This window comes from Paenibacillus mendelii, from assembly GCF_024498075.1.
Lineage (GTDB): Bacteria > Bacillota > Bacilli > Paenibacillales > Paenibacillaceae > Paenibacillus_Z > Paenibacillus_Z mendelii.
On record NZ_JANHOF010000015.1, the window covers coordinates 13,415 to 37,328 of the forward strand.

Consider the following 23,914-nt stretch of genomic DNA (forward strand, 5'->3'; position numbering starts at 1 on the left):
TCAGTTTATGATTCATTTACTGGACTCTTACATGTTAAGTAGAGTCAACGTAGGTTGGAACCAACGAGCCCTACTGGCTGAGCCTGGCACGTTATTTTATGATAAAGGGGTCGTAGCCGTCCTCGCAAATCGGCACGGCTGCTATCCCCCTATCCGTTTATAAGTCACCACATCCCTCACCTCCGAATCGTTGAATCGACTATAATTTTAATGTTCAATGACGGATATTGCTCTTTCCATATGCGCTCATCCCAATTCCTTACCCGACTCCGGACAACATTTCCAAGCCCCAGGGGGTCGGTTCCCCATTTTTGCAGCTTCGCGATTACCGTTTCGCACTGGTTTGTAAATTGTTTATTAATCGCATTGCGAACCTCACTAAGCTCAATGGACTTGGAAAGATCAGATTTTGTGAGCTTACCTTCAACTCGTATATAGATATTAAATTGGTTATGGTTGGGCAAATATTTATATCTCACTCGGGTTGTCGAATCTTGAATGGTTGTGTTTTGCTCTGGTAAACGAACGACATACGATCCGTTGCGGGTATTTTTTTTCATCCAGGTAAAGGGGACTATTTCTTCCACCGTGAGTTTCCCCATATACGAATCATCTTTCAATATTGCGATTCCGGCGAGAGTCGCTTTCTTCTCGGAAATTTCAATGATAGGCATCACAGGATCCATTCCGATCCCTTTCCATTCATAAATAAATTGATGTAAGTTCATTCGCGGCAAATCAAAGGTTTTGAAATTGTTCTCAACGATATTACACAAATACCTCCCGACAGGTTGATTATTCGTTCGGAAATCACCTTGAAGGATATGCTCAGCACGCCCTTCTGTCATAGCAAGAATCAATCTGCCGCTAATTAACGGATCGGCATTGAGTGTCTCTGCATATTCGCCAATACCTGAGCGTAGAACATTCTCGCTGAATAGGACGGCTCCCAGTTTGCTGATCGATAAGTATTGATCGCTCTTATGATTAATACTGCTGATCGTTTCCTTAAGTGTAATCCCGCTTTCTTTAAAAGAAATGCTTTCTACCTTGTGGTCCGCTGTATATAAGGGGACGGAAAGGGTTAAATCTATCCCTTTTCTACTCCTATCAAGACTGGCTTCGTCATCGTGGGTTGGCTTGAAATCGACTGCCATCGCCAAAGCCATGTAGATGTCTTCAATAACTTCAGTTTTGGCTATGCAGGAGGTTAGCAGCGTAACCATTAACAGTACAACGATAAACGGTTTCATAGTCCCTTTCCTTTCACTGGAAGCCATCTGGTTACAATTATTAAAAGAGGCACATAAACGAACAAGAGAACAAAACCAACTTGACCGATGATCGAGTAGCTCTTTAGTACCTGTTGAACATCGTGAAACATTAAACTGCCTATAAACACGATGACCAAATAAACAGGGAGCATCCTTCTCTTTGAAAATCGAAATTGCTGCTTTGAGGTTTGGAGAGCCGACCATAAATATAAGGACAAGATTGGAGTTACACGAGACAGTTGAAACGTTGCCCCGATGAATTCGACTCTTTCCATAAAAGGAAACTCGACAAACTTAAATAGGGTAAGCGTCGGCCACATCTCATCCTTTAATTGTTCTTGAGAGAAAAACATAAGAGTAAAAACGAGGATAATCAGGTATACCGTCATGGTTATAGCGTTAGCTCCATGCGACCACCTCTGAGCTTTTTTCCCATTGTTGAGATAGGGGTAAAACATAAGCAGAGCTTCAACTCCCATAAAACTCGGTATGATGCTCCACACAGCTTGCGATATCTCGGGTATCGTATGGGTCATAATGGGAAGTAAGTTCGTTGGGTGATAATAATTTCTCAGGAAGTAGAAAATTCCATTCAAAACAATAAATAATTGTGAAAACATAAAGAATCCGGCAATAACACGAAGACCGCCAGAGACAAGGTAATAGGATAAAAGCAATAAGATCAGTTCCAATACCCATATATGAATGGTTGGAAATATCCAAATCCTCACAATCTCCGAATATAATCGAATACTCATCATACAGATCAATAAAAAATATACGATTAGAGCCGTATTAAACAATGCTCCGATCCATGTCCCCAGCAATCGCTTATTGATTGTCGCCAAATCAGCCTGCTGCCGATTCAACAACGTAAACATCCACCAAATAGCCAAATGGATGAGAAGTGCGGTTATGAGTAACGCGATCCAAGCATCCTGCCCGACAGCTTGCGTGAGCTTCCGCTGAAAGGTCAAGTAATCAAGGCCAACCTGTGTGCCGAAAATGATATACAGCGCTGAGGAAGAAGGAATCTGTTGATTTGCTTGTATGGAATGATGGGATGGCAATTCGGAACCTCCTTCCTACTCATCAATATCCGGCTTTTTTGTCCTTGTTCTGTCTTTCCGTAGAGGGCGAAAGGCTCCAGGTCTTTTGTTGAAGGAAGCGGTAGGAACCCGGAACACCGAATCTTGCCAATCCTGGAATCGCAAGGGGTAAAAGGGCTGCAAATACGGTGTGCCGAGCGACTTAAGTCGCAAAAGATGTACCAACAAGAAGCTTGCACACACAACTATACCGACAAGCCCAAGCATTTGTGCGCTCAATATAAATGGATACCGAATTACTCGGATCGTATTACTGAAGTGAAAGATTGGCACTGCGAAAGACGCTAATGCGGACAAAGCGACGATTGTAAGTAAAATATTGCTCGTTAGCGCAGCCTGAACAGCAGCAGTTCCAATAACAATACCCCCGACGATGCCAATCGTTTGGCCGATTTTGGTGGGCAGTCTTGCACCTGCTTCCCGCAGCAGCTCGATCGTCAATTCCATAAAGATTACTTCCAAATAGGGAGGAAACGGAAGGTTGATTCGCGATGATATAATTGGTCCGATAAGTAGAGTCGGGATAATGTGATAGTGGTACGTGAGGATGGCTATGTAGACAGGAGTAGCAAAGATGGAGAACAATATCGACAATATCCGTAAAATACGAAAAAATGAGCCAAGATGCCAAGACAAGTAATAATCCTCATAAGCAACAAGAAATTGGCCAATCGTTACTGGGCCTGTAAAAGCTTGAGACGATCCATCTACCAATACCGCTATTCCTCCAAACGAAAGCACGTGCGCAAGCCGATCCGGTCGCTCAGTTTCAAGGAATTGGGGAAATAACGAATATTTGTTGTCCACGATGATTTGGATGATGTTCGTACTATCCGTAATGACATCCATGTCGATTTTATTTAAACGCTTCATCATATAATCCAAATTTAGCGGGTTAGCAATACCTTCTAGATGCATGACTGCGCATTTGGTTTTGGATAATGATCCGATCTCCATACGCGTAACACGCAATTCAGGTACGGGCAATCTTCTTCGGATTTGCATAATATTCGTATCTAATTGTTCGATTAATGCATCCTTAGGTCCGATGACGCTAAATTCAACCTCTGGCGCGTTAATGGAACGGGATTCGGTACGGACGGCTTGAACAGCGATACAGGCCTCCTCTGTTCTGTTTGATAATAAGATATATCCAATCATAAGCAATTGCGTTTGCTCATTGGTATCCGTTACGATTTGTTTTCCTGGAAAGGGTAAGCTTGCATATAAATCCTCGATCTTATCACCGTTCAACCGTACAATGACCGGGAATAAATCCTGTAGCAAAGATTTTGAATCAACCATGGTTTCGTAATAGCTAATAAAGATCGATTCATCTACGGCAATGGCAACTGATACAAAATCAGAAGATTTCGAATGAAAATTAACCAGTTCATCGAATTGCTTACCCAACGCTTAAGCCCCCTATTCCATTTATTTGAAAAATGATTTCTTTAGTTTGCCAACGAGTGTTTTAATTATTCATTTCAACACGTAGTATGCTTTAAGACACGAACGCGACTTCAAGCAATAGAAAAAAGAGGGCCCGAAGCCCTCTTCTCCGATGTATTCTTCTATTCACTCACCGCCAGTGCTGCTTTGGGTCTTGTTTTCCAAAAAATAAAGAATGAGATTACGGCAATCGCCAGACAGACCCAATTCACATAACGAAACCCGATATACTGGGCAATGAAACCGCCTCCTAGACTTCCCACTAACCTTCCAATGGTAGAACTGTTGGCATAGAACGTTGTGGCTAGCCCTGGTGAATCAGGAAGAAGAGACGTGAAATAGCTTAGTCCATTGCCCATGACAATAGCCACAAATGTCGCCTGAAGGAGCTGTGCTGCAATCAAATGCCAGGAATCGCTCGATACACTTAAAATTATAAAATAAATGATCGCGATCACGCAGCCGCTGATCATCAGAACCTGGTTCGATATTTTTCTGTTCAAGGCTCCAAGCGCAATCATAATGGGAATTTCCAATCCGGCACAAATGCTCACCACGAGCCCTACTTCCGTATGCGTCCCCTTAAGCTCATTCACAATAAATAACGGCGTATTGATGCTATTGATGGCATTGACGGCGAACAGAAAAATAAAGGCAATTAGCGGATACCGGATCTGTTTGTTTCGAAGCGAAGAAATACCTTTCGTTTTATTTTTCCTTGTATTGCTGTGAACTCGGCTTTGTAGGAATAGATATACTGCAGAGGCAATGATCAGATAGATGACGGCAGTTCCTCCAAAAAGGCCATTGTAATCTAGAGCTCCCAAAAGTAATACCCCGCCTAATGGTCCTACAAGAAATCCGAGAGAAAACAGCGAACGCATCGTAGAGATCGCGAACGTCTTGTCATCGGATTTGCTCTCTGTTGCTGCTTCGTGTGCGCTGGCATAAATTTGCGGTATGGTAGCAGCCCCTATTCCATTCAACAGCGTAACGGCAATGAGCAGGATATAATAATTATGAAACAATAAATATGCAATATAGCTCAACGCCGATGAAAGCGTGGCTGCAATAATAATCCATTTTCGGTCCATTCCGCTGTCTGATCTCTTTGCAATAAGTGAATTGACCACTACGCCGCTTAACGAACTTACCGCCATGAAAACGCCAAACGCTCCCGTACTCATCCCCATAACTTCTGTAAAGTATAGAGACAAATACGGCGATGTAATCGATATTCCGATCCCTAATAGCAGCATACAAAGGACGAATAAACGATAACCTTTGATTGCAAACAGGCTTTTTACACGTAGATACAAATTAGTTTTCCCTCTTTCGATATCATTTCTGTTGTGGTAAAACCATTTCCCTCTAAGCTCACTTTATTATTATGCAGCAAATGAAGTGGAGACCGTTATCCCTTTCGTCTCATAGGATTGCCTAATCCTCTCACAACACTTACATATCAGATGAATGTTGCATTATAATGTATCTATCAAGAAAGAAGTGAAATGGAGGAAACTTATGTCTGAAACCATACACCAGCAGCAGGAAGAGCTCGCTAAACGAATTACAAGTCATTCAGATCAGGAAGGAGTTTACGAGACCGCTATCCCATCGTTGTTTTTTATTCACCGCTCGAATGTGACCGAGCCTGTCCATAGAGTTTACAAGCCTGCCTTATGTTTGATCGCTCAAGGTTCCAAAGAAATATGGCTGGCACAGGAACGTTTTGAATATGGTCCTGCCGACTATCTTATTTCATCCATGAACTTGCCGGTGATGGGCCAGATTGTCAAAGCATCTTCCGGCGCTCCATACTTGAGTTTGAGACTCGAATTTACGCAAAATCAAATTTTAGAGGTTTTAAATGAGTCTCAACTTCAGATCACGTCTAAAGAAAATGCTGCCCGAGCTATGTTCGTCGGCCCAATAGAATCGTCTCTACTGGATGCGGTACTTCGATTGGTTCGTTTGTTGGAGCATCCCCAAGACATTCCGTACCTTGCTCCGATCTACACAAAGGAAATTCTGTACAAGCTTCTTCAAGGGCAATATGGAGTTACGCTGGCACAAATTGCAATGAAGGGAAGCAGCACCTATCATATCAGGGACGCCATCGAACAAATTATGAATAACTTTGATAAGTCTTTGCGAATTGAAGAGCTTGCAGACACAGCCAATATGAGTATTTCATCATTTCACCGGCACTTCAAAGAGATTACCGCGATGAGCCCTATTCAGTTTCAAAAACGACTGCGATTACAAGAAGCCCGGCACCTTCTATTATCCGAATCAGCGGATGCTGCCGATGTTGCTTTCAGGTTAGGCTATGAAAGTGCCTCCCAGTTCAGTCGTGAATATTCTCGGATGTTTGGTTTTCCGCCTCGAGAAGATATCAAGCGCCTGAAGGCACAATTTGACCAAAGTATACACGCATAACCCCCTTTTAAACGAAGTCGAGCTGCCGATACCGAATGAGACCGCTCCTCAAAGGAATTCTGTATCCGTTGACGAAACCATTTATACAGAGATTCGGTAGCGATTAATAAATGTGATGTGGAGGATAATTGCTATGGACGATAAGAATAGGAATTTTCTCGCTTCAATGAAAGAACAAGACAAAGAAGTCGTAGAGCAAGTCACCCAAGCAATTAACAATGACAATGTCGAGACTGTAGAGCGTCTGTTACAAACGCATGCCTGGCTGGTTTCTCTAATTGATGTACCCTGCTTTTCTTTCGATAGTCCGGCAATTGTTACAGCAGCTTCAAAAGGAAATCGCGAGATGGTTGATGTATTGCTTGAGTATGGTGCGGACATTAATGCAAAAAGCCAGTGGTGGGCTGGAGGATTCGGAGTCTTGCATCATGAGCATTACGATCTTTCACGTTATCTGATTGACCGCGGTGCCCATGTCGATCCCCATGCAGCAGCTGCATTAGGAATGATGGAGATGCTTACGAAGATGGTGGAAGAGGATCCTTCTATCGTTAATCATCGCGGTCCTGACGGACAAGTTCCCCTGCACTTTGCCAAAGAACACAAGATCATCGATTTTCTCCTTGTTCATGGTGCGGACATCGATATGTGCGATATTGACCATGGCGGCACACCTGCTCAATGGGCCGTGGATGATCCGGAGAAATGCAGGTATCTCGTCGAGCGGGGCGCTGAAACGGATATCTTTATGGCTTGCATGCTGGACGATCTTGAAATGGTAAACCGTATATTGGAGAGAGATCCGAATGTTCTAAATGCTCAAGTTGGCAAAGGAAACTTTACATCCGGCGATTCAGAAGGCGGACATATTTACGAGTACAAAATCGGAATATATACTCGACCGTTATTTCTCGCTCATCGATTGAACCGTCATGAAGTAATCGAAATGATGCTGAGATACAGTTCAACTGAACAGAAGTTTTTGCTTGCCTGTTTACAAGCGGATAAGGCAAATCTTCATTCCATCTTATCCGAACATCCGAATATGGTAACTTCCCTTCAGCCGATGGATGAAAGTTTGATTGTTGATGCGGCAGGAGATAATCGGTTTGATGCGGTCCGAACAATGCTGGAGGTTGGATTCAATGTCGATGCGCGACGCAGCCCTCAATCATTCACAGCCCTGCATACATCCGCATCTCGAGGGAATCACGAAATCGTTAAATTGTTGCTTGCAACAGGCGCATCCGTACACGCGTTAAACGAATTTGGAGGAACGCCGTTGAGTAGCTGCATTTGGGGGTCTCTGCATATCCAAGATCCTTCTGGGGATTACGCGGCGGTAACGGAAAGCCTCATCGAGGCCGGAGTGAAACTGCCTGATCAAGCGGCGGGCAGCGATATCGTGAAGAAGATACTGATCGAGCACGGAGTAACGGGTTAAGGCGGTACCACTATAGTTGAACAGAAATAATCTCAATAACAATCCGATGTTATTGAGATTATTTCTGGTTTTGACAACAAGCGGTTCGATCGTCCATCCTCATCTTCAGACTCTTGATGGTCTTACGCCTGGAAGTTCACTCCTTGCCTCGACCGCAAACTCTACTTCCATTTCGATTATCCCGACCACGATGGAGTCCTCTTCTCCGGGATAGAGGTTGAATGGCACTTGGCTAAGCTCGAGCTGAACATTGCTGCTCGTATGAAGCTGGATCTCCCCGCTGACGGTCTGCTTGCTATCATTTCGCAAGGCCAGAGTAAGCTTTCTTTCCCCCTTGTGCGAATAGGTTAAACTTGTTAAGATCTTAGGCGGATTCACATCCCGATCTGCTTCTATTAATCCGACCGTTCTTATCTCCCTGCGTTCGTATCCATAGTCGTAAGCTTCGGATCCTTGGCGGACGGCAATGTCGCCCCACTTGGCATCCTCAAAATCAGAAGGTTGGGCTGTAAAATTCTTCTCAAACAGCCATGAGCCCTTTCCGGCTGACCATTCCATATGAATGTCTTGCCTTGAATCTATAATAACGCTGAGCTGTTCCTTGGTCGGTTCTATCAGAGCACCGTCATCATACATCCTCTTGTTATTCTCATCCCGCTTGTCATAAAAATAGCGGAACAGCGTTTTAGAGCAAAATACATTCTGAGAGATTCGTGCTGCGCCCGTCATCGGCCGATTCTCTTTAAACATCCGATCGATCTCGGCTAGCTCAGGGTAGCGATCGATATATGGACTTTGACTTGCGTCCAATGTAGGCTCACTCTGGTCCTTGTGCCACGATGACGCCCCTTCATAGAAGCTCTTCTTAAGCACACCATAGGCCGGTCCCCAGAAATACTTTGTATGCGCGACGCGGCTATCCACTGTAATTGCAGGATAGCACTTGACGAAAACATTGTTCTTCACTATATAATCCACACCGCCGCCCATAAAGGCAGCCCGGCCGACTTCGAGGAAGAAATTGTCCTCCATCACGGTTCCCGATAAACCGTCGTCATTGTATATCCCCATGGTTCCCAGGCCGACACCGCCCAGGTGATGAATGAAGTTATGACATACGCGATTGCCTCTTGCACTTAGATCGCGACCCGAGTATATCGCGCCCGCATCCCCTGTCTCCATACATACGCTGTAAATTTCATTGTGCTCGAGAACGATATCGTTGCCCCAGTACAGAATGCCAATGTGCGGAAGGTCATGAATCAGGTTATGAGTCGCGTGAATCCCAACGCCCTTGATATTGATCGCCGTGTTGTAGCAACGGCTCCATTGCCCGATCCGGTAAATATGATTATTCGTAATTGTAAATTCGCAGGATGCAAGCGTTACACTATCCCCGCCGAATGCGTTGATTCCTCCATCTCCGCAGTGATGAATCGTGCAATTGCGAATGGTATTCCGTACACCGCCTTCCATATGAATCGCTGTATTCCCTATGTGGCGAAACAAGCAGCGATCGACAATCAGGTCGGATCCCTCTTCTGCCTGCAGACCAATTCCACGGGTGCATTCGAATGTTAAGCCAATAAGAGATACCCGCTGACAACCCTCAAGCTTGCAAATTGGGGTCTCTAGCATCGATAAAAGCAGTTCATTATCCGCATCCGGCGCTTCGGAATCCGGGTAGAAATACAACTTATTGGTCTTCCGGTCAAGATAATAATCTCCGGGATTACGAACTTCTTCGAGAATGTTCAGAAAATAAAAGCGCTGCCCGACTCGAAACGGCGATACTGCATACGGCGGGTGCGTAAGGACATGCTTGCTACGCAAATCGATCGATTGGATATGTTCATAGGATTGCGCCCAATCAAAGCTCCAGTAGCCATGCACCCACAGATCATCTTTGGCCGCCCATGCTGCCGGACGCTCGTCGTCGTAATAAAAACCGTGCTCCTGGATTCCAGCCATTTCTTCTAGTTCATTCATGCGTCCCTTTGCAAATCCGGTGATCTTCAAAAACTCGCCCCGCTTGGGATACTGAGAGAGGGATAACGGTCTGCCATTCCAGATCGGCTCGGCATGCGAAGGTGCGCTCTGGCGCCCGAAGCCGCGCGAAACGAGGCCACCCGTTTCATCGATTTCCTGTTCTGCTAGCTCGCAAACCATGACATGCCCTCTAACCTCCGGGTCCAGCCGGGACAATTCCTCCGCTTCCTCAACCGGCTTCCATTTCTTGATCCGCTTGCCGCCAATGAACCTTACGCGTCCTTCCCCTCGCAAAACCAGGTCTTGATAGGCTGCGTCAAGCACTAAAGTGCTATGAAGGAAATAGTCCCCTTCTGCTAGTACGATTTCTGTTACACCCGCTGTACCGCGACACTCGGCTAATATCGCTATCAATTCTTCCGTCGAGGATACCCGATACACCTGGTTTACATTCATCTTCGTAACACCCTTTCTAATTGGGACTGCAAAATAACGGTTATTTCAAATCTTTGGAAGGTTAAAGGAACCGGTTCTCTATGGCTGCCCCATCCCGGTCATCTAGTTGGGACGTGCTTTCCGCACGGCATCATAACAGCGAATCGATAAGGTTTGTCTTAATGGGGTGACGCTATTAATCGTCAAGCGGATCACATCCGGATTCGGCTTTTCGTTACGCATCACGACATCCCGATGCTTCTTCTCCCCCGGTCCGATCTCGATGCATTCCCCGTCATATTCGTAGAGGGCATACCCTTTCGAGAGCTGTAGAATACCTGGAATCTCCGTCGGCCGAACCCCCTCGCCGCCGATCTCGCCGTCCGAATCGAACTGGAACACGTGCTGGAAATAGACGCCTGGCACATTATCGGAAATCAGCGTAATATTCAACCCGTCTTCCAGCAGCTCGAACTCTACCGCGGCCTTAAGAATCGTGACATGTGTCTTCGCACGCTCAAGGTTAGGCATGTCGACAAAGGAGCCGTTCAAGCCTCGAACCCTCTCCGGCGGAAGCGAATCGAAATAACATCCTTCCAGCTCGATCTCCATACGGTATCGTGAATCCCCGACTTGTTCGATAGAGGGGAAAGTCACGTTCGCTATCCCGAACCAGCCAAGCCCTAGCTTGTAACCCACCATCCGCGAACGGCCGAACTGGACATAGAGCAGTTCAGGCTGACCCGACATGACCGTCACGCTTAACTTTCCGCGGCGATGCCGTACGAGCGGGGCACCATGCGGATGTCTCCTGATCTGATTCCCGTAGGGGATGTTGACAGGGACGTTCACCCGGTTCCCTTCGCCTAGAAATACCGTATAGTTCTCGGGCATGGGTTCGATCTGACCCTCGGGCAATGCCATCTTCTCGGGATATAACATCCAATACATCAACGCATTGGACCCGACCTGTGCGGTTTCTTCCGCTAGCACGGCCATGGAAATGAGTAATGGATTACGGTCCTTCGACGCCATGAGATGCAGGGATGTATAGTACCAGTCATTCATTGTCGCGCGCTGGCCCAGATCCTGACGCCCGGAATACTCGGTCACAATATGGTTGTCCGGATGAAACATGTATTGCATCATGAATAAATTACTGCGAACCGCTTCGTACGATGGCTCATGATCGAACACCTCGGCGACGTCGATCAAGTGAATGGCAAGCGCAGAATTATACATCGCATTGCTTCGTTCGGTCCATTCACCATAATCCGTGATATCCAGACCCTCTTCGAGGAACTGGAAGGCCCGATTCTTAAACGCCTCGTCACCGAATATTTCATACATGTTGGCCAAGGCGCCACATATGACCCAGCGATGATTCGGCGTATGAATGCCGCCGGTTAGCAAACAAGGCTTCGCCCGTTCCAAGAACAGCTTAATTCCCCCGGTCACATCTGAAAGCTCAGGGAAACCGCTTCTCTCCAATACATGGTACGCGATCGCGGTGCCATGCACTTGGAAGGCCGTGTCCGGCGGCGAATCAATGTTGCAATTCAGCAACGAAATACAACCACTATCCAATTGATCCTTCAGAAGGCATTCCACCCCCTGCTCTATCCAAGGGAGCAGTGACGCATCCCTATAATAGTTGGATTCTGAATGGCAGTAGAGCGGGGACAGCAGGTTGATTAATCCTCTAGAGACCCATGCTTCCCTCTCCAATTCATCATCAGTTTGTTCGATTTTGTTCAATAGCTGCTCCCAATGCTCTTCCACCATCCGAAGGATCCGCACAGCCTCACTCATTCTCTTCATCTCCTATTCCATTGGAGTTCTTGGTTACATTAAACCAAGGAATGAAAGCGTATTCCATTCTAATAATTGAACATTATATTAGATATTTCGTCATGGTCGGTAAGCACCCGACCTCTCACACCACAACAAAAAGCACCCTCACGAATGAGAGTGCAATTCGTACTATTTCATTTCTTCCATAAAACCCCTGAAGCTCTCAACGATTTCTTGTGAGTGGGTATGGTGTAAATAATGTCCTCCATCTAATAAGATCACTTTTCCAAGTACAGAATCTTTTACTTGCTCTTCATGCAGTGGTATCCAACCTTTCACACCTGTATTATTCGCTTGTACAAAGAGTAAAAGCGGGAGATTTTTGGGGAATGTTAAATTTCTAGATGCTACAAAATTAGGATATATATGTTCCATTTCATTTAAGACACTGGGATTATACAAGTTTTTGAGCGTAATCATTCTCAATTGTTCTTTTGTTTGATCATCAAACGGTAGTGCAGCATATGGGTCAGCACTTAGTTTCATTATCAATCTGGCAAAACCTGATTTTTTGAGCAGCTTAAACGTTTGTATTGGAAATTCAACATCCATACCGCCTTGCGTTGGAACACTGCTATCGATCCCGACAAATGCACTCACTTCGTTTTCATATTTGTTCACATAATCTAGTCCGTAAATGCCTGCAATGGAGTGACCCATTAGAATATATCGGTCAATTTTAAGACTTTGTAAAGCTTCATGAATTTCACTTACAATATTCTCTGTATTTCGTTCCTTTTCGGTCAGATCACTTAATCCATAACCAAAAGGCTCAATTACGACTACTTTGTAAAATGGAGATAGCTCTTCTACGAGCGGCTTAAAATCAAGTGCTGGTGCTGCTGTTCCATAACCGGTAAGAAGCACGATTGTTTCTTTACCTTCTCCTTGAATGGTAACATTCATATTTTTTCCATCAACAGGTACTAACTGGCCATAGGGTTCTATTTTCCCTTGCTCCGATTTGTTGCTAATCTTATCCACAATAAAAACAATGGCTATAAAAACTCCGATGGCAATAATTAATACGGCTATTGATTTAAGTATAAACATAAGCCATTTTTTCTTCATAGATGCACCTGTCCTCATCGGTTATTGGGCTTCCTTAACGGGCCGCTAAGGAAAAGCTTAAACGATGAAGATGTACTCCTTATGACGACAATATGAACTGAATATGAACAGGTGCAAAAAAATGCTTCGGCGTCCGGATGATACGATAGGAACGATAGTAATCTATTTACTCGACCGGCGTTGTGATCGGCAAGGTGACTATGACGGTCGTTCCTCGGCCGGGCTCGCTTTCCACACGGATGTCGCCTTGATGAAGCAGTACGATCTGTTTAACGATGGCAAGTCCCATACCACTGCCGCCATTTTTACGACTGTGGGAACGATCGGCTTTAAAAAACCTCTCGAATATACGCTTCTGGTCCTCTGGAGAAATTCCAATGCCAGTATCGGCTATTCGGACTGTCACGAGTTTGAGTTCTTGTTTGATGCTGACGTTAATAACGCCGCCCTCCTTAGAAAATTTGATGCTATTGCCGAGTATGTTCGTCCATACCTGGTTTAATTGATCGTGATCCGCTCTTAGTCGAACGGCCTTCAAATTGAGCTCGAATCGGATGCTGCGAGCCGACCATTGCGGCTGGAACGCGACGATGACACGTCTGATCTGTTCATCAAGGCTGAACGTGACCAACTGCAGCTGCTGTGACTGCGATTCAAGCAAACTCAGCTTTAGCAAGCTATCGCTCATCTTTGACATTCGATCGGCTTCAGCGATGATAATATCAAGATATCGGCTTCGCTCGTGATCGGCGAGGTCTACTTGCTTGAGCGCTAGAGCATAACCGGATATCGAGGTGAGCGGCGACTGAACCTCGTGAGACACATTCGATACGAATTCCCTGCGCATCTGCTCTAGCTGCTGCAGATCGTGTGTCATTTCCTCGAAGCTGCGAGCCAAGGTGCCTAGCTCACCCTTCTGCTTAATGTTCAGCTTGACGTTGAAATCTCCGCCCGCTATATGCCTAGTCGCTTTTGTCAGCTTTTTGATTGGTCTGACTAGGAACATGGCAGCAACTAGAATCATTAGACTTCCTGCTAGCAATGAATAGGTTGAAAAGTTTAAAATCCATTTTATTACAAAAGGGGTGGATGGGGGTCCGATCGGTTCTACGAACATCGCTTTGGTTCCCATTTCAGTTGTCAACGGCAGCCCTAAGAGAATAGTAGAAATACCACTCGGATTGACATGAACAACTTCTCCATCCAGTACTTTTTTTACTTGTTCCATCGTCACAGTGGCAGGATTGTGACCGTTAAGCGCTCCGTAAGATTGAAACTGACCCGTTACTTCGTAAATTCGAATATGATAAGATTTGAGCTGATTCATCCCACTTACGAATGAGTCCGCTTCACGTAGCGGCACTGTATCGTAAATCCGGGCGATGTCCTGGCCGAAGTGAAGTAAGGGGATTTTCAAGTTTTCGTTCAATTTATCTCTAAATACCCAAGTTGCCACAAAAAAGGAAATGATCGTCCCCCCGATTACGGAGACTAGAAATGCCAGGACGATACGTGTATATAAGGAACTGATCATTCGCTAACCTCAAGCCGGTAGCCAAGCCCACGCACCGTCTCGATACGAAAATCGGGTGTAGTCGCGAACCGTTCGCGCAGGCGTTTAATATGTACGTCTATCGTTCGATCATCTCCAGCATAATCGATCCCCCAGATTTGATCGATCAACTGCTCGCGCGTATAGACTTGTCCAGGTGTTCCAGCGAGCTTATACAGCAATTCGAACTCCTTGAGCGGCAGCGTGAGCGACTCCGTCCCTCTCATCACCTTATAGGTCTTCCGATCAAGGATGACGCTGCCGAACTGGATCGTCTGCGTGGAGCCAATCCTGTATCGTTTCAATAGTGCCCTAACACGAGCCGTCAGCTCCAAAGGATCGAATGGTTTCGTTAAATAATCGTCTGTCCCAAGTTCGAACCCTTTCACTTTCTCCCATGTTTCGCCTCTCGCAGACAGCATAAGTAATGGAAGATCAGGATTTCCTCTTCGGAGTTCCTTGCATAACGTCCAACCATCCATTATCGGCATCATTATATCGAGCACGACAAGATCGACATGCGTAGAGGCAAATACGTTCAGTGCTTCCTTGCCATCCGCGGCTTCGGCTGTTTCGAATCCGTCGTTGCGTAGAAATAAACAGACGAGTTCGCGAATGTTCGCATCGTCGTCAGCAACCAGTATAGTAGGCATTCATTCCCTCATTTCCTGTTATTCATCCTGACCATTGTACTACAATTGAACTTATAATATACGTTCAACGAAACTCCCCGTTAGCTGAGAAAAGGCAGCCAATATACCGGCTGCCTTTTCTTTGTATTTATGAAGCTACCGTTCCTTCGGAACAACTCTGTTTATCATCTGGCTTCGAGGTCGTTACGGACCGACTAATACGCCATGAATGAACTTCTCCAGTACGTCAACATCCGTTATGTTCTTGTTGCAAACCTCGCTGTTCACACACAAGTAATTTCCGATGGCTCTGTAATAATCGGGCGATACACCCGCCGGTTTCCACTTGGTCACCGCTGTGAATAACGCGACCTCAGCATGCCGATTGCACACGAAGCAAACGCCCTTCTTATTCGTCGGCGTATACTTCCCTTCAATGCCGATGAGCTTTCCGTTCAGATCATAGACAATGAACAATTTATTACTTGCAATATCGGTCCAGCCCAGATAGGTCACGAATCTATCATGATTACCTTTAAGATCGGGTACTTTCAGTTTCTTGTGCTTAGGGAAAAGTTTCTTCAGCTGATTGTCCGTCACATGCGCATATTCCTCCACTAAATAAGGCTCTAAGGAATGCAAATAGCGCTGAAAGTCCGTAGTGGTTTGCAGCTGTTCCAGGTTCCCAAGCAATTGCTTTTGTCCATCGGTTGCATCCGGGAACAATCCGCTTAGCTTGGCTTCTGTATCATTGCGAACGGCTAAGACCACTTTCAAATCGGAAACGGTGTTACAGGCCCTTTGCAACTGACCGATCTGCTTCTTAATCTCGTTGTATTGATGGTTTCTAATGAACGGTTGACTCATGGCTTTCAGCTCCTAATTTTTATTAGAAATAAAAATAAGCTGCAAAGCCCCCATGATTAGAAACGATCATATTTTCTCGGGCGATCACTATCAACGAATCACCCCATGCAAAGATCGCCCTAATGAAAGGCTCTGCATGAGTCGCTTCTTATTCCGGCAAAATGATTTGCCATATTTACCGCCTCCTTTATACATTATAAATTATAAGGGAAGTCCTACTCTACCCGCAAGTACGGAGCCCGTTGTGAGCAATTGCGCTGTGGACAATACAAATACTGTGCCGGCTTACTATGCTTTGACTTCATCCACTGAGGAAGCTTACAGAAATACACCAGCCAGGATAAACAGAAGCAGGAAAGGAGAGATCCCTGACTTCTCCAGATGATTCGAACTCGGAATCTTCTTTGGTGTAGAAAATCTCCCGAGCGTTTCCATCCGGATCATGGAATCCACCTCATTTCCCTTCTTTAACGAACTGCTCAATCCGGCTCTTGATTGAATCGCGAACGGTGCGGAACTGATTCATGATTTCTTCTTCCGTGCCCGTCGCCTTTGCCGGATCTTCAAAGCCCCAATGCCATTTGGTGACGTTCTTGTTGGCGATCACGGGACAATGTTCGTCGGCGTGACCACACAGGGTAATGACATAATCGGCACGATTCAAAATTTCCGGATCAATTACATCCGAGCTGTTTTTACTAATATCCACGCCAGCTTCATTCATAACTTGAACCGCACGCGGATTGAGTCCATGCGCTTCAAGCCCCGCGCTTTTCACTTCGTATTTGTCACTGCCCATAGCCTTTAAAAACCCATCTGCGATTTGGCTTCTGCAGGAATTACCTGTGCACAGAAAGTATACTAACGGTTGTTTCTCCATGAATAAAATTCTCCTTATACGATCAATTATTTATGTGCCTTGATGCCCTCGTTTAGCTTGTTTGCTGCCCAAAAACGACTTTATGATTAACGCAGTCACGATAAGTACTACCACAACCGCTGCAATACAGAGCCATACATTCACTTGAAAGGTTTGAAGAACGTACAGCCACAGATAAAGACCGGTAAGCGTAATGAACAATGTGGGAATGGTCAACAAGATGCCAACTTTGAAATAATAGCCCCAGCTGATTTTCATGTTTTTCGTAGACAGCACATGAAGCCATAGCAGGGTTGCCAGTGAGCCGATCGGTGTGATCTTCGGACCTAAATCCGAACCAATCACATTCGCGTAAATCAATGCTTCACGAATGAAGCCATCGGTTTGTGTCCCCTGGATGGCCAGCGCATCAATCATAACTGTCGGCATGTTATTCATTATGGACGACAGGATCGCTGCAATAAAGCCAGTCCCTAACGTAGCCGCGAATAGCCCATTGTCTGCGACCGCTTGAATGATGCTGCCCAGCGCATCGGTAAGTCCTGCGTTTCGCAAACCGTAAACGACCACGTACATACCGATGGAGAAGATCACGACTGCCCATGGAGCACCCTTGACGAGTTTCCATGTATGGATAGCAGGGCTTTTTCTCGCGGCGAACAAGAAGGCAAATGCCGCAACCCCGGCAATAATGGAAACAGGGATCGCCAAATATTCACTGACGAAATACGCAATAAGCAGCGCAGTTAGAATGACCCAAGATAATTGAAACAGCCGAATATCTTTGATCGCTTCCTTCGGTTTTTTTAGTTGGGTAAGATTATAACTGCTCGGGATGCTTTTTCGAAACAACAAATATAACACGATAAGGCTCGCAATGATCGAGAAGAAATTCGGAACAATCATACGGCTCGCATATTCGGCAAAACCGATGTTAAAATAATCCGCAGATACGATGTTGACCAAGTTGCTGACGACAAGCGGCAAGGAAGCCGTATCGGCGATAAATCCACTCGCCATAATAAATGGCAGGATCATCTTATCATCAAATTTAAGCGCCCGCACCATGGCTAGAACAATCGGTGTAATAATCAGTGCCGCGCCATCATTAGCAAACAGGGCAGCCACCGCTGATCCAAGCAAAATGATATAAATAAACATCAGCAGACCGTTTCCGCGCGCCAATCGAGCCATGTGCAAGGCTGCCCACTCAAAAAATCCGATTTCATCCAGTACGAGTGAAATTAGAATAATAGCCACAAAGGCCAAGGTGGCATTCCAGACGATGCCAGTCACGGTGCCAACATCTGCGAAGCTGACTACCCCGAAAAGTAACGCAAGAACTGCCCCGGCGCCCGCGGACCAGCCGATATTCAATCCTTTGGGCTGCCAAATAACAAACGTTAATGTTACTAAGAAAATAAGAAACGCTGTGCTAGCCATATTCTCCTCCTGCACTAGTCGCAATCATTTTTTAATTGATCCATGTTTTCTTTTAACGAAGGAAGGTGACCCAAAATCATCTGAATATGGGGTTTATCTTCAATATTTAAGGAATAATAAATCCATTGCCCTTTCCGGGTTTCATTCAGAAGCCTCGCGGCTTTTAATTTACGCAAATGCTGGCTGGCGTTGGGTTGTGATGTTTCCAACAGCTCCACAATGTCACAAACACAAAGGGCGCGTTCCTTCAATAAAACCATGATCGTGAGTCGGGTCTTGTCTCCAAGCAATTTTAAAGTTTCAGCCATCTCATTGATCGGGTCCATGTCATACCTCCCCTCAATTGCTATAACGATCTCCATAAGCTTGCAAGCTTAGTTCAAACCCCATTTATAAATATATACGTATTCACTTATATAATCAATTGATTATATTATTAATAATTTGTAAAGTGTTTAACCAAGATGCTTCGGCATTTGGTAACCGAGGAGCGTGTTGTAGTCCAGCGGTGATTTTGGTACAGATCGACATAATCATGGCTATCATGAAAGAAGAGTTAACCAGCGATTGGTTAACCCTCTTTTTTATAATAACTTGCTTATATTAATATTGGTCCGGGAGTCTCTTTGGCACCTGCTCCGGCTGGTCTTGTATTCTTATTATTACAAATGAGATCCGCCGCTTGCATCAATCAATTGACCGGTTACCCAACGACTGTCCGACGAGGCGAGAAAGGCGGCGATATCCGCCACATCTTGAGGCTCTCCCCACCTGTTGAAGGTTGAAAGGCCAGCGGCATATTTCTGACCATTGGGATCTTGCAGCGTCCCTTCATTCATCTCTGTATTGATAATGCCAGGAAGGATCGCGTTCACTGTAATGTATCGGCTCCCTAGCTGCTGTGCCAAGACGTGGGTAAGTGTGTTCACCGCTCCCTTCGATATGCTGTAGGTGAACACATTGGGAGAAGCCGCTCGTTTACCAAAGCAATTTTACCTTTCAACTTACTCATACTCTCATCTCCTTGTACTTCATTCATGTATAGTTATAGCACAAGTGGATTTGTGAAATGTTGCTCTCATATTCGTGCACACTCACCCAGACATGACAGGATTTTCGAGGAATTGTCTTGGCAGAAATCATTCAGAACCTAGCTGTACAGCAGCTTGATCTATCTTATGCTAGTGTTAAGGATGGGACAGGCCTGATCGTTTCACGATTTTCCCGTTGCTGCTTTGATGGGATAAAGTTGGATGGTGCGATGGTGTCTCGTCAATTCATCCATTGTTCATTTCGGAAGGGTGTTTGAGGAATGCAGCTTTGAAGGGGCAATCTTTCATCACAGCTCATTAGCTGGAAGCCGGTTTGTGGGAGAGACCGACAAGCTTCCTATTTGGGGAGATACGATCGTGACCAGCGTCAAAATCAACGGAGAAGCTCTAATTTAACCGTCGGAGTCAAAGCTAACTCCTCCTCTTGCTCCAATGAGAAGTAACGATATAAATGCTTGTCCGTGAGTTGGGAGAAGGACTTATACCGTTAACAACTAGTATGTTCATGACCAGGACTTGATGAGATTTAAATAATCTAATTATCGAAATGTCGGTCAATTTGGATGGAATCTAACCTCTTAATAGAAGTGCGCCTTCCCGTATACAATTCAATGAACGGTTCCAAACCTCTTCTGTATTGCGGAAATCAGGAATCGAGACGCTGATCGCAGCGATAATGCTCCCGACCGAATTATAGATTGGAGCCGAGATGCAGCTGATGCCTTCCACGGACTCACCGCGATTGTAAGAAATGCCTTCCTTTCGAATCGTCTCAAGCTCTGCAAGCAACGCCGTTACCGTCGTAATGGTTTGGCTCGTAAGCGGCTGAAGATCTTCTTCCGGATATAAGCTGCGTATGACAGTCTCGGATAGGCCGCTCAACATCATTTTTCCTGATGCAGAGGCATATAGCGGTAACGTTTGTGTGAACTGGATGGCAAACCGCCGCGGATCGGTCGGATTCTTCTGCGCGACATAGACCAGTTGATTACCTGCACGAATACCCAACATGATTCCCTCGTTAACTTCCTCGGCCATCCTACCGCCGATCGTCTCGAATTCGGTCACCAGATTTGTATTCTTCTGGCATATGCTGCTAATTTCGAATATTTTATAGCCGATACTGAATTGCTTGCCCAAGCTGTCAGATTCCAGATATCCTCGGGAGAGCATGTTGTGCAAGAGCTGATGCGTGCTGCTTGCGGGCATATCGAGCCGTTTTGCTATATCCGAAAGGCTAAAGCTATCGTTCTCTCCTTTAAACAACTCTAGAATATCCATCACGCGTTCCGCCGATTTCACTTTAGTTGATTGCGCTTTCATAAAGTTAGTCCTCCTGCCTCGCCTGTAATCGGAATGATTCCAAATGTAAGAAATAGTTATACCATGCTCCAAGATTGCTTATACGATACAGCCAATCACTAGAATCCCTCCCTTAACTATATTTACCATTTATTTTAACGAACGCTTGTTCTCGTGTCAAGGGTCCGTAATGAGTAGTAACACCCTATTTCTCTATCCATTAGAACGCCTCCTTGCCTCTCACACAAATATAAAAACGTTCAGAAACGAAAGTACGCCAAACTCTGATTTTGCGCACTTTATGCAGCACATATGTTCCCGCAACACCCTTCGCTCCTCAAGGTTTTACATAACAAAAAAACGTGGAGAGAATACTCTCATTCCACGTTTTCATTTCCCCAGGTACAGCTAATCTTTACTCCGTTATTTTCTTGGCAAGCACCATCATATCTTGTAGATCGATCACGCCATCATGATTCAAATCCGCCCTCTTCGCCTGCTCCCAATCCGGACTGTTTACATTGCTGTTAAAGTACGTTGACATGATGGCCAAATCGCCAACAGTTACTTTTCCATCCAGATTTAAATCTCCTTCATAGCCGATTACAATCGTGATGTTCGCAGGTGTACCCTGGGTTTCGCTGCCTTGGGCATTCCCAAGAATCACACTTGTAATGGAGATGACTCCAGAAGCTGTTGACGTGATGGGTTTCGCCTTGAAGGTAAGCTCGATAAGCTCTTTATCACTCGACACTGCGTTCCCGGCACCTGCACTAGCGAGAATGAATTGAAGCTTGCCATCTGATGGTTTTACCGTACGGACAAGCTTCACTCCTGTTTGGACCGACTTGGCCGATACGAATTCCATGACCGATGCATCATAATCCAGCTTGATATCCTGAGCGTATACATCACCGACAACGCTGCTCAGACCATATCTGACGGTGAATTTTTTGCCCGGCTGCACGATGCCTTCTCCCGTTAGCGTGGTCTTCGCAGCTGTAGGTTCTGGTTCAGGGGCTATATTCACCGTCACCACAGCTGAATTGGAATCTTGAAGACCATTATTGGCCTTGAAATGGAAGGTGTCCGTTCCGCTGGCCCCCGAATTTGGGGTGTATGTAAATGCCCCTGAAGCCGCATTCGTAATCACTGCCGTTCCTTTGGTACCATTGGTTACAATGCTGTACGTTAACGGATGACCTGCCGCTCCGTTTGCGACTAATGTTCCGCTAACCGCCGAGTTGGCTTGTGTCGCAATGGTGAGATTGCTTGCTGTCAGCTCACCTGCAGACGGTTCGAGTGCATATAGCCTGCCTTCCCCGGGTTCAAATTCAGCTGTCAGTTTCCCGGTGCCGGCATTATATGCAGCAGCCACTTCCAAGCCGGTCGTCTTGGATACTTCGGTGACGGAGGCTGGCGTATTCGACAATGTAAAATGCGCGCTATGCGCGTTCTCCAGATCTTTGTTGACCACCATCACAAACTCTCGGCCGTCCTCGTTCTCGAAGCGCGATACGATCATGGGCATCTCCGGTTCACCGGGAGTTGGCTGCCAGAAATACGTTGCTGGAAGCGCTGTGGCAAAAGGCGGTACCCCACCGGTATGATACACATCTTTGGACGTCAGTGAAAGCAGCGTTGTTCCCAGCTTCAATACCTCGCCATTAACTTCCTTCGCATAGTCGTACGTATCATTCTTTGTACCATCCGGCATAATCAGTCCATTGTCCATCCCCGCAGGGGTATGATAAGTAAAGTACACATACCCTTTAGCCCCATAAGCCAGCGTCGAATAGACTTGGAATTTCAGTTGACTCTCGGATGGCTCTATCATATTGAAATAATCATAAGACATCGATTGAATATAAGCCCAGAGATCCGTTCCATTCAATAAAGATTGCTTGCGAAAATATTCCAGGGATTGATAATAGGGTTTCTCGTCAAATCCGGTCGATAAATACGGATAGGAGTCAAAGGAAATCATGTCCGGGTCCGTTGCCAGCCAGCTGTTCACGTAATTCTCGTAGCCGCCATTCACCGGATCATCCGTACCGCTGTAGTAATGCTGGCAAACATCGCATACCCCGTATAAATTCGTATATACCATATGGTCCGGATCGATCGCCTTGATCTTGTCCGATACGGATTTCAGCTTAGGGAACACATCAGCGAACGGTTCATCGACCAGGTTATATCCGAGTATGGCGGGGTTGTCTTTATAGTGATTTACATAGGCTGTAATATATTCATCGGATAAATCGGCCGTCGGCGAGAAAGCGTTCCAATTTCCTCCACCTGCTCGGGGAAGCGTCATTTGAAAATATAAATCGTTGTTTAAAGGTGTGCCGTTGGCATAAGCTTGGCCATCGGCATAAGCGTCGGATACGCTTGTGAGGAATGGCCCCAAATCAGTCGTGCTGTTTGTCGTCAACTCCATATAGTAGGTTGTGTCGGGTGATACGACCGCGCCGTTGATGACAAACTCCGGATAATTACTGACGATTGGCCCGTTAAGTGTAGAGGTGCCGATCAGCGTTGTTTTGGCCGGGCTGTCATAAATGCTGATCGTGGCTGATTTGCCTGACGGCCACGCGCCGCTTTTCTTGAATGACAGCTTCCAAATCGCCATCTCCGGCTGCGCGGGCGTTCGGAAGGATTGGCCGATGGATTTATCGTTGCGGATAGACAAAGCATCTCCATCGTCATCGTTCTGGGAGACCCATTCTGATCTGTACCAGCGGATTCCCGTGTCCGTAACCAGCATCTTCAAGCCATTCGCTGCTGCCTTTTCCAAAGCCCAGTCGGTAGTGGCCGGCGTCGTATTCAGATTGCTGGCAACAATAAAATTAGCATTCATCGCCCGAATGTCTGCGAATGAAGCATCGGAGACGTCAACTGGAGGCGGTTCAACAAATATCCCGATCGGAAACTCTCCGGACACCGTCGGCGTCGGGTTAGGGTTTGCGTTTGCGTACGCGAAAGAACCAAACATCAGTCCAAATGCCAGCATAAATACGTAAAACCCCGCCATTGTTTTTCTCAGCATTACGTGTTCACCTCATCCATCCTCATCATTTGTTAAGCATCAAACCAACGCAACGATAAACCTCGTC

18 protein-coding genes and 1 pseudogene are annotated in these 23,914 nt (G+C 45.8%); 3 read left to right on the forward strand and 16 right to left on the reverse strand.

Annotated elements, in window-relative coordinates:
• Positions 1-176: 176 nt before the first annotated feature.
• From NNL21_RS29000 to NNL21_RS29015, 4 genes are all read right to left on the reverse strand, one after another.
• The gene (locus NNL21_RS29000; RefSeq protein WP_204821775.1) at positions 177-1,253 is read right to left on the reverse strand and encodes a Ger(x)C family spore germination protein; all 1,077 of its coding nucleotides are present in this window, start codon (positions 1,251-1,253) and stop codon (positions 177-179) included.
• The gene (locus NNL21_RS29005; protein ID WP_204821776.1) at positions 1,250-2,344 is read right to left on the reverse strand and encodes a GerAB/ArcD/ProY family transporter; all 1,095 of its coding nucleotides are present in this window, start codon (positions 2,342-2,344) and stop codon (positions 1,250-1,252) included. Before NNL21_RS29005 ends, NNL21_RS29000 begins: the two co-directional genes overlap by 4 nt.
• 15 nt (positions 2,345-2,359) lie before the next feature.
• The gene (locus NNL21_RS29010) at positions 2,360-3,796 is read right to left on the reverse strand and encodes a spore germination protein (RefSeq protein ID WP_204821777.1); all 1,437 of its coding nucleotides are present in this window, start codon (positions 3,794-3,796) and stop codon (positions 2,360-2,362) included.
• Positions 3,797-3,957: 161 nt separating this feature from the next.
• Positions 3,958-5,154, reverse strand: a complete 1,197-nt coding sequence (locus NNL21_RS29015) for a sugar efflux transporter (RefSeq protein WP_204821778.1) — start codon at positions 5,152-5,154, stop codon at positions 3,958-3,960.
• 205 nt (positions 5,155-5,359) lie between these two features.
• Between NNL21_RS29015 and NNL21_RS29020 the strand changes: the two genes are divergently transcribed.
• Positions 5,360-6,277 (forward strand): AraC family transcriptional regulator, encoded by a 918-nt coding sequence (locus NNL21_RS29020; protein ID WP_204821779.1) that lies wholly within the window; start codon positions 5,360-5,362, stop codon positions 6,275-6,277.
• A gap of 133 nt (positions 6,278-6,410) precedes the next feature.
• A complete protein-coding gene (locus tag NNL21_RS29025; RefSeq protein ID WP_204821780.1) occupies positions 6,411-7,721 on the forward strand; it encodes an ankyrin repeat domain-containing protein in 1,311 nt (436 codons plus the stop codon).
• A 105-nt stretch (positions 7,722-7,826) separates the two neighbouring features.
• Here NNL21_RS29025 and NNL21_RS29030 read toward each other — a convergent pair whose 3' ends face one another.
• From NNL21_RS29030 to NNL21_RS29075, 10 genes and pseudogenes are all read right to left on the reverse strand, one after another.
• A complete protein-coding gene (locus tag NNL21_RS29030; RefSeq protein ID WP_204821781.1) occupies positions 7,827-10,166 on the reverse strand; it encodes a right-handed parallel beta-helix repeat-containing protein in 2,340 nt (779 codons plus the stop codon).
• A gap of 102 nt (positions 10,167-10,268) precedes the next feature.
• The gene (locus NNL21_RS29035) at positions 10,269-11,957 is read right to left on the reverse strand and encodes a hypothetical protein (RefSeq protein ID WP_204821782.1); all 1,689 of its coding nucleotides are present in this window, start codon (positions 11,955-11,957) and stop codon (positions 10,269-10,271) included.
• Positions 11,958-12,128: 171 nt separating this feature from the next.
• On the reverse strand, positions 12,129-13,070 hold the full coding sequence (locus NNL21_RS29040) for an alpha/beta hydrolase (protein ID WP_204821783.1): 942 nt from the start codon (positions 13,068-13,070) through the stop codon (positions 12,129-12,131).
• A 166-nt stretch (positions 13,071-13,236) separates the two neighbouring features.
• Positions 13,237-14,604 carry a sensor histidine kinase gene (locus NNL21_RS29045; RefSeq protein WP_204821784.1) on the reverse strand — a complete coding sequence of 456 codons (1,368 nt, stop codon included), beginning with the start codon at positions 14,602-14,604 and terminating at the stop codon, positions 13,237-13,239.
• Positions 14,601-15,275 (reverse strand): response regulator transcription factor, encoded by a 675-nt coding sequence (locus NNL21_RS29050; protein ID WP_204821785.1) that lies wholly within the window; start codon positions 15,273-15,275, stop codon positions 14,601-14,603. Before NNL21_RS29050 ends, NNL21_RS29045 begins: the two co-directional genes overlap by 4 nt.
• Before the next feature lie 183 nt (positions 15,276-15,458).
• Positions 15,459-16,121: a FusB/FusC family EF-G-binding protein gene (locus NNL21_RS29055; protein WP_204821786.1), complete on the reverse strand. Its 663-nt coding sequence runs from the start codon at positions 16,119-16,121 to the stop codon at positions 15,459-15,461.
• 454 nt (positions 16,122-16,575) lie between these two features.
• Positions 16,576-17,001 carry an arsenate reductase (thioredoxin) gene (gene arsC, locus NNL21_RS29060; protein WP_204821787.1) on the reverse strand — a complete coding sequence of 142 codons (426 nt, stop codon included), beginning with the start codon at positions 16,999-17,001 and terminating at the stop codon, positions 16,576-16,578.
• 30 nt (positions 17,002-17,031) lie between these two features.
• Positions 17,032-18,444 (reverse strand): arsenic transporter, encoded by a 1,413-nt coding sequence (locus tag NNL21_RS29065; RefSeq protein ID WP_204821788.1) that lies wholly within the window; start codon positions 18,442-18,444, stop codon positions 17,032-17,034.
• A gap of 14 nt (positions 18,445-18,458) precedes the next feature.
• Positions 18,459-18,770: an ArsR/SmtB family transcription factor gene (locus NNL21_RS29070; protein WP_204821789.1), complete on the reverse strand. Its 312-nt coding sequence runs from the start codon at positions 18,768-18,770 to the stop codon at positions 18,459-18,461.
• Positions 18,771-19,106: 336 nt separating this feature from the next.
• A pseudogene (locus tag NNL21_RS29075) lies at positions 19,107-19,430 on the reverse strand (SDR family oxidoreductase); the annotation flags it as partial.
• Positions 19,431-19,697: 267 nt separating this feature from the next.
• On the opposite strand from NNL21_RS29075, the gene NNL21_RS29080 reads away from it, so the two are divergent.
• On the forward strand, positions 19,698-19,892 hold the full coding sequence (locus NNL21_RS29080; protein ID WP_204821790.1) for a hypothetical protein: 195 nt from the start codon (positions 19,698-19,700) through the stop codon (positions 19,890-19,892).
• Positions 19,893-20,066: 174 nt separating this feature from the next.
• On the opposite strand, the gene NNL21_RS29085 is transcribed toward NNL21_RS29080, so the two are convergent.
• Both NNL21_RS29085 and NNL21_RS29090 read right to left on the reverse strand, forming a co-directional pair.
• Entirely contained in the window at positions 20,067-20,819 is a 753-nt protein-coding gene (locus NNL21_RS29085) for an IclR family transcriptional regulator (RefSeq protein ID WP_204821791.1), read from the reverse strand.
• Positions 20,820-21,213: 394 nt separating this feature from the next.
• Positions 21,214-23,847 carry a cohesin domain-containing protein gene (locus NNL21_RS29090; RefSeq protein ID WP_204821792.1) on the reverse strand — a complete coding sequence of 878 codons (2,634 nt, stop codon included), beginning with the start codon at positions 23,845-23,847 and terminating at the stop codon, positions 21,214-21,216.
• Between the last annotated feature and the right edge of the window lie 67 nt (positions 23,848-23,914).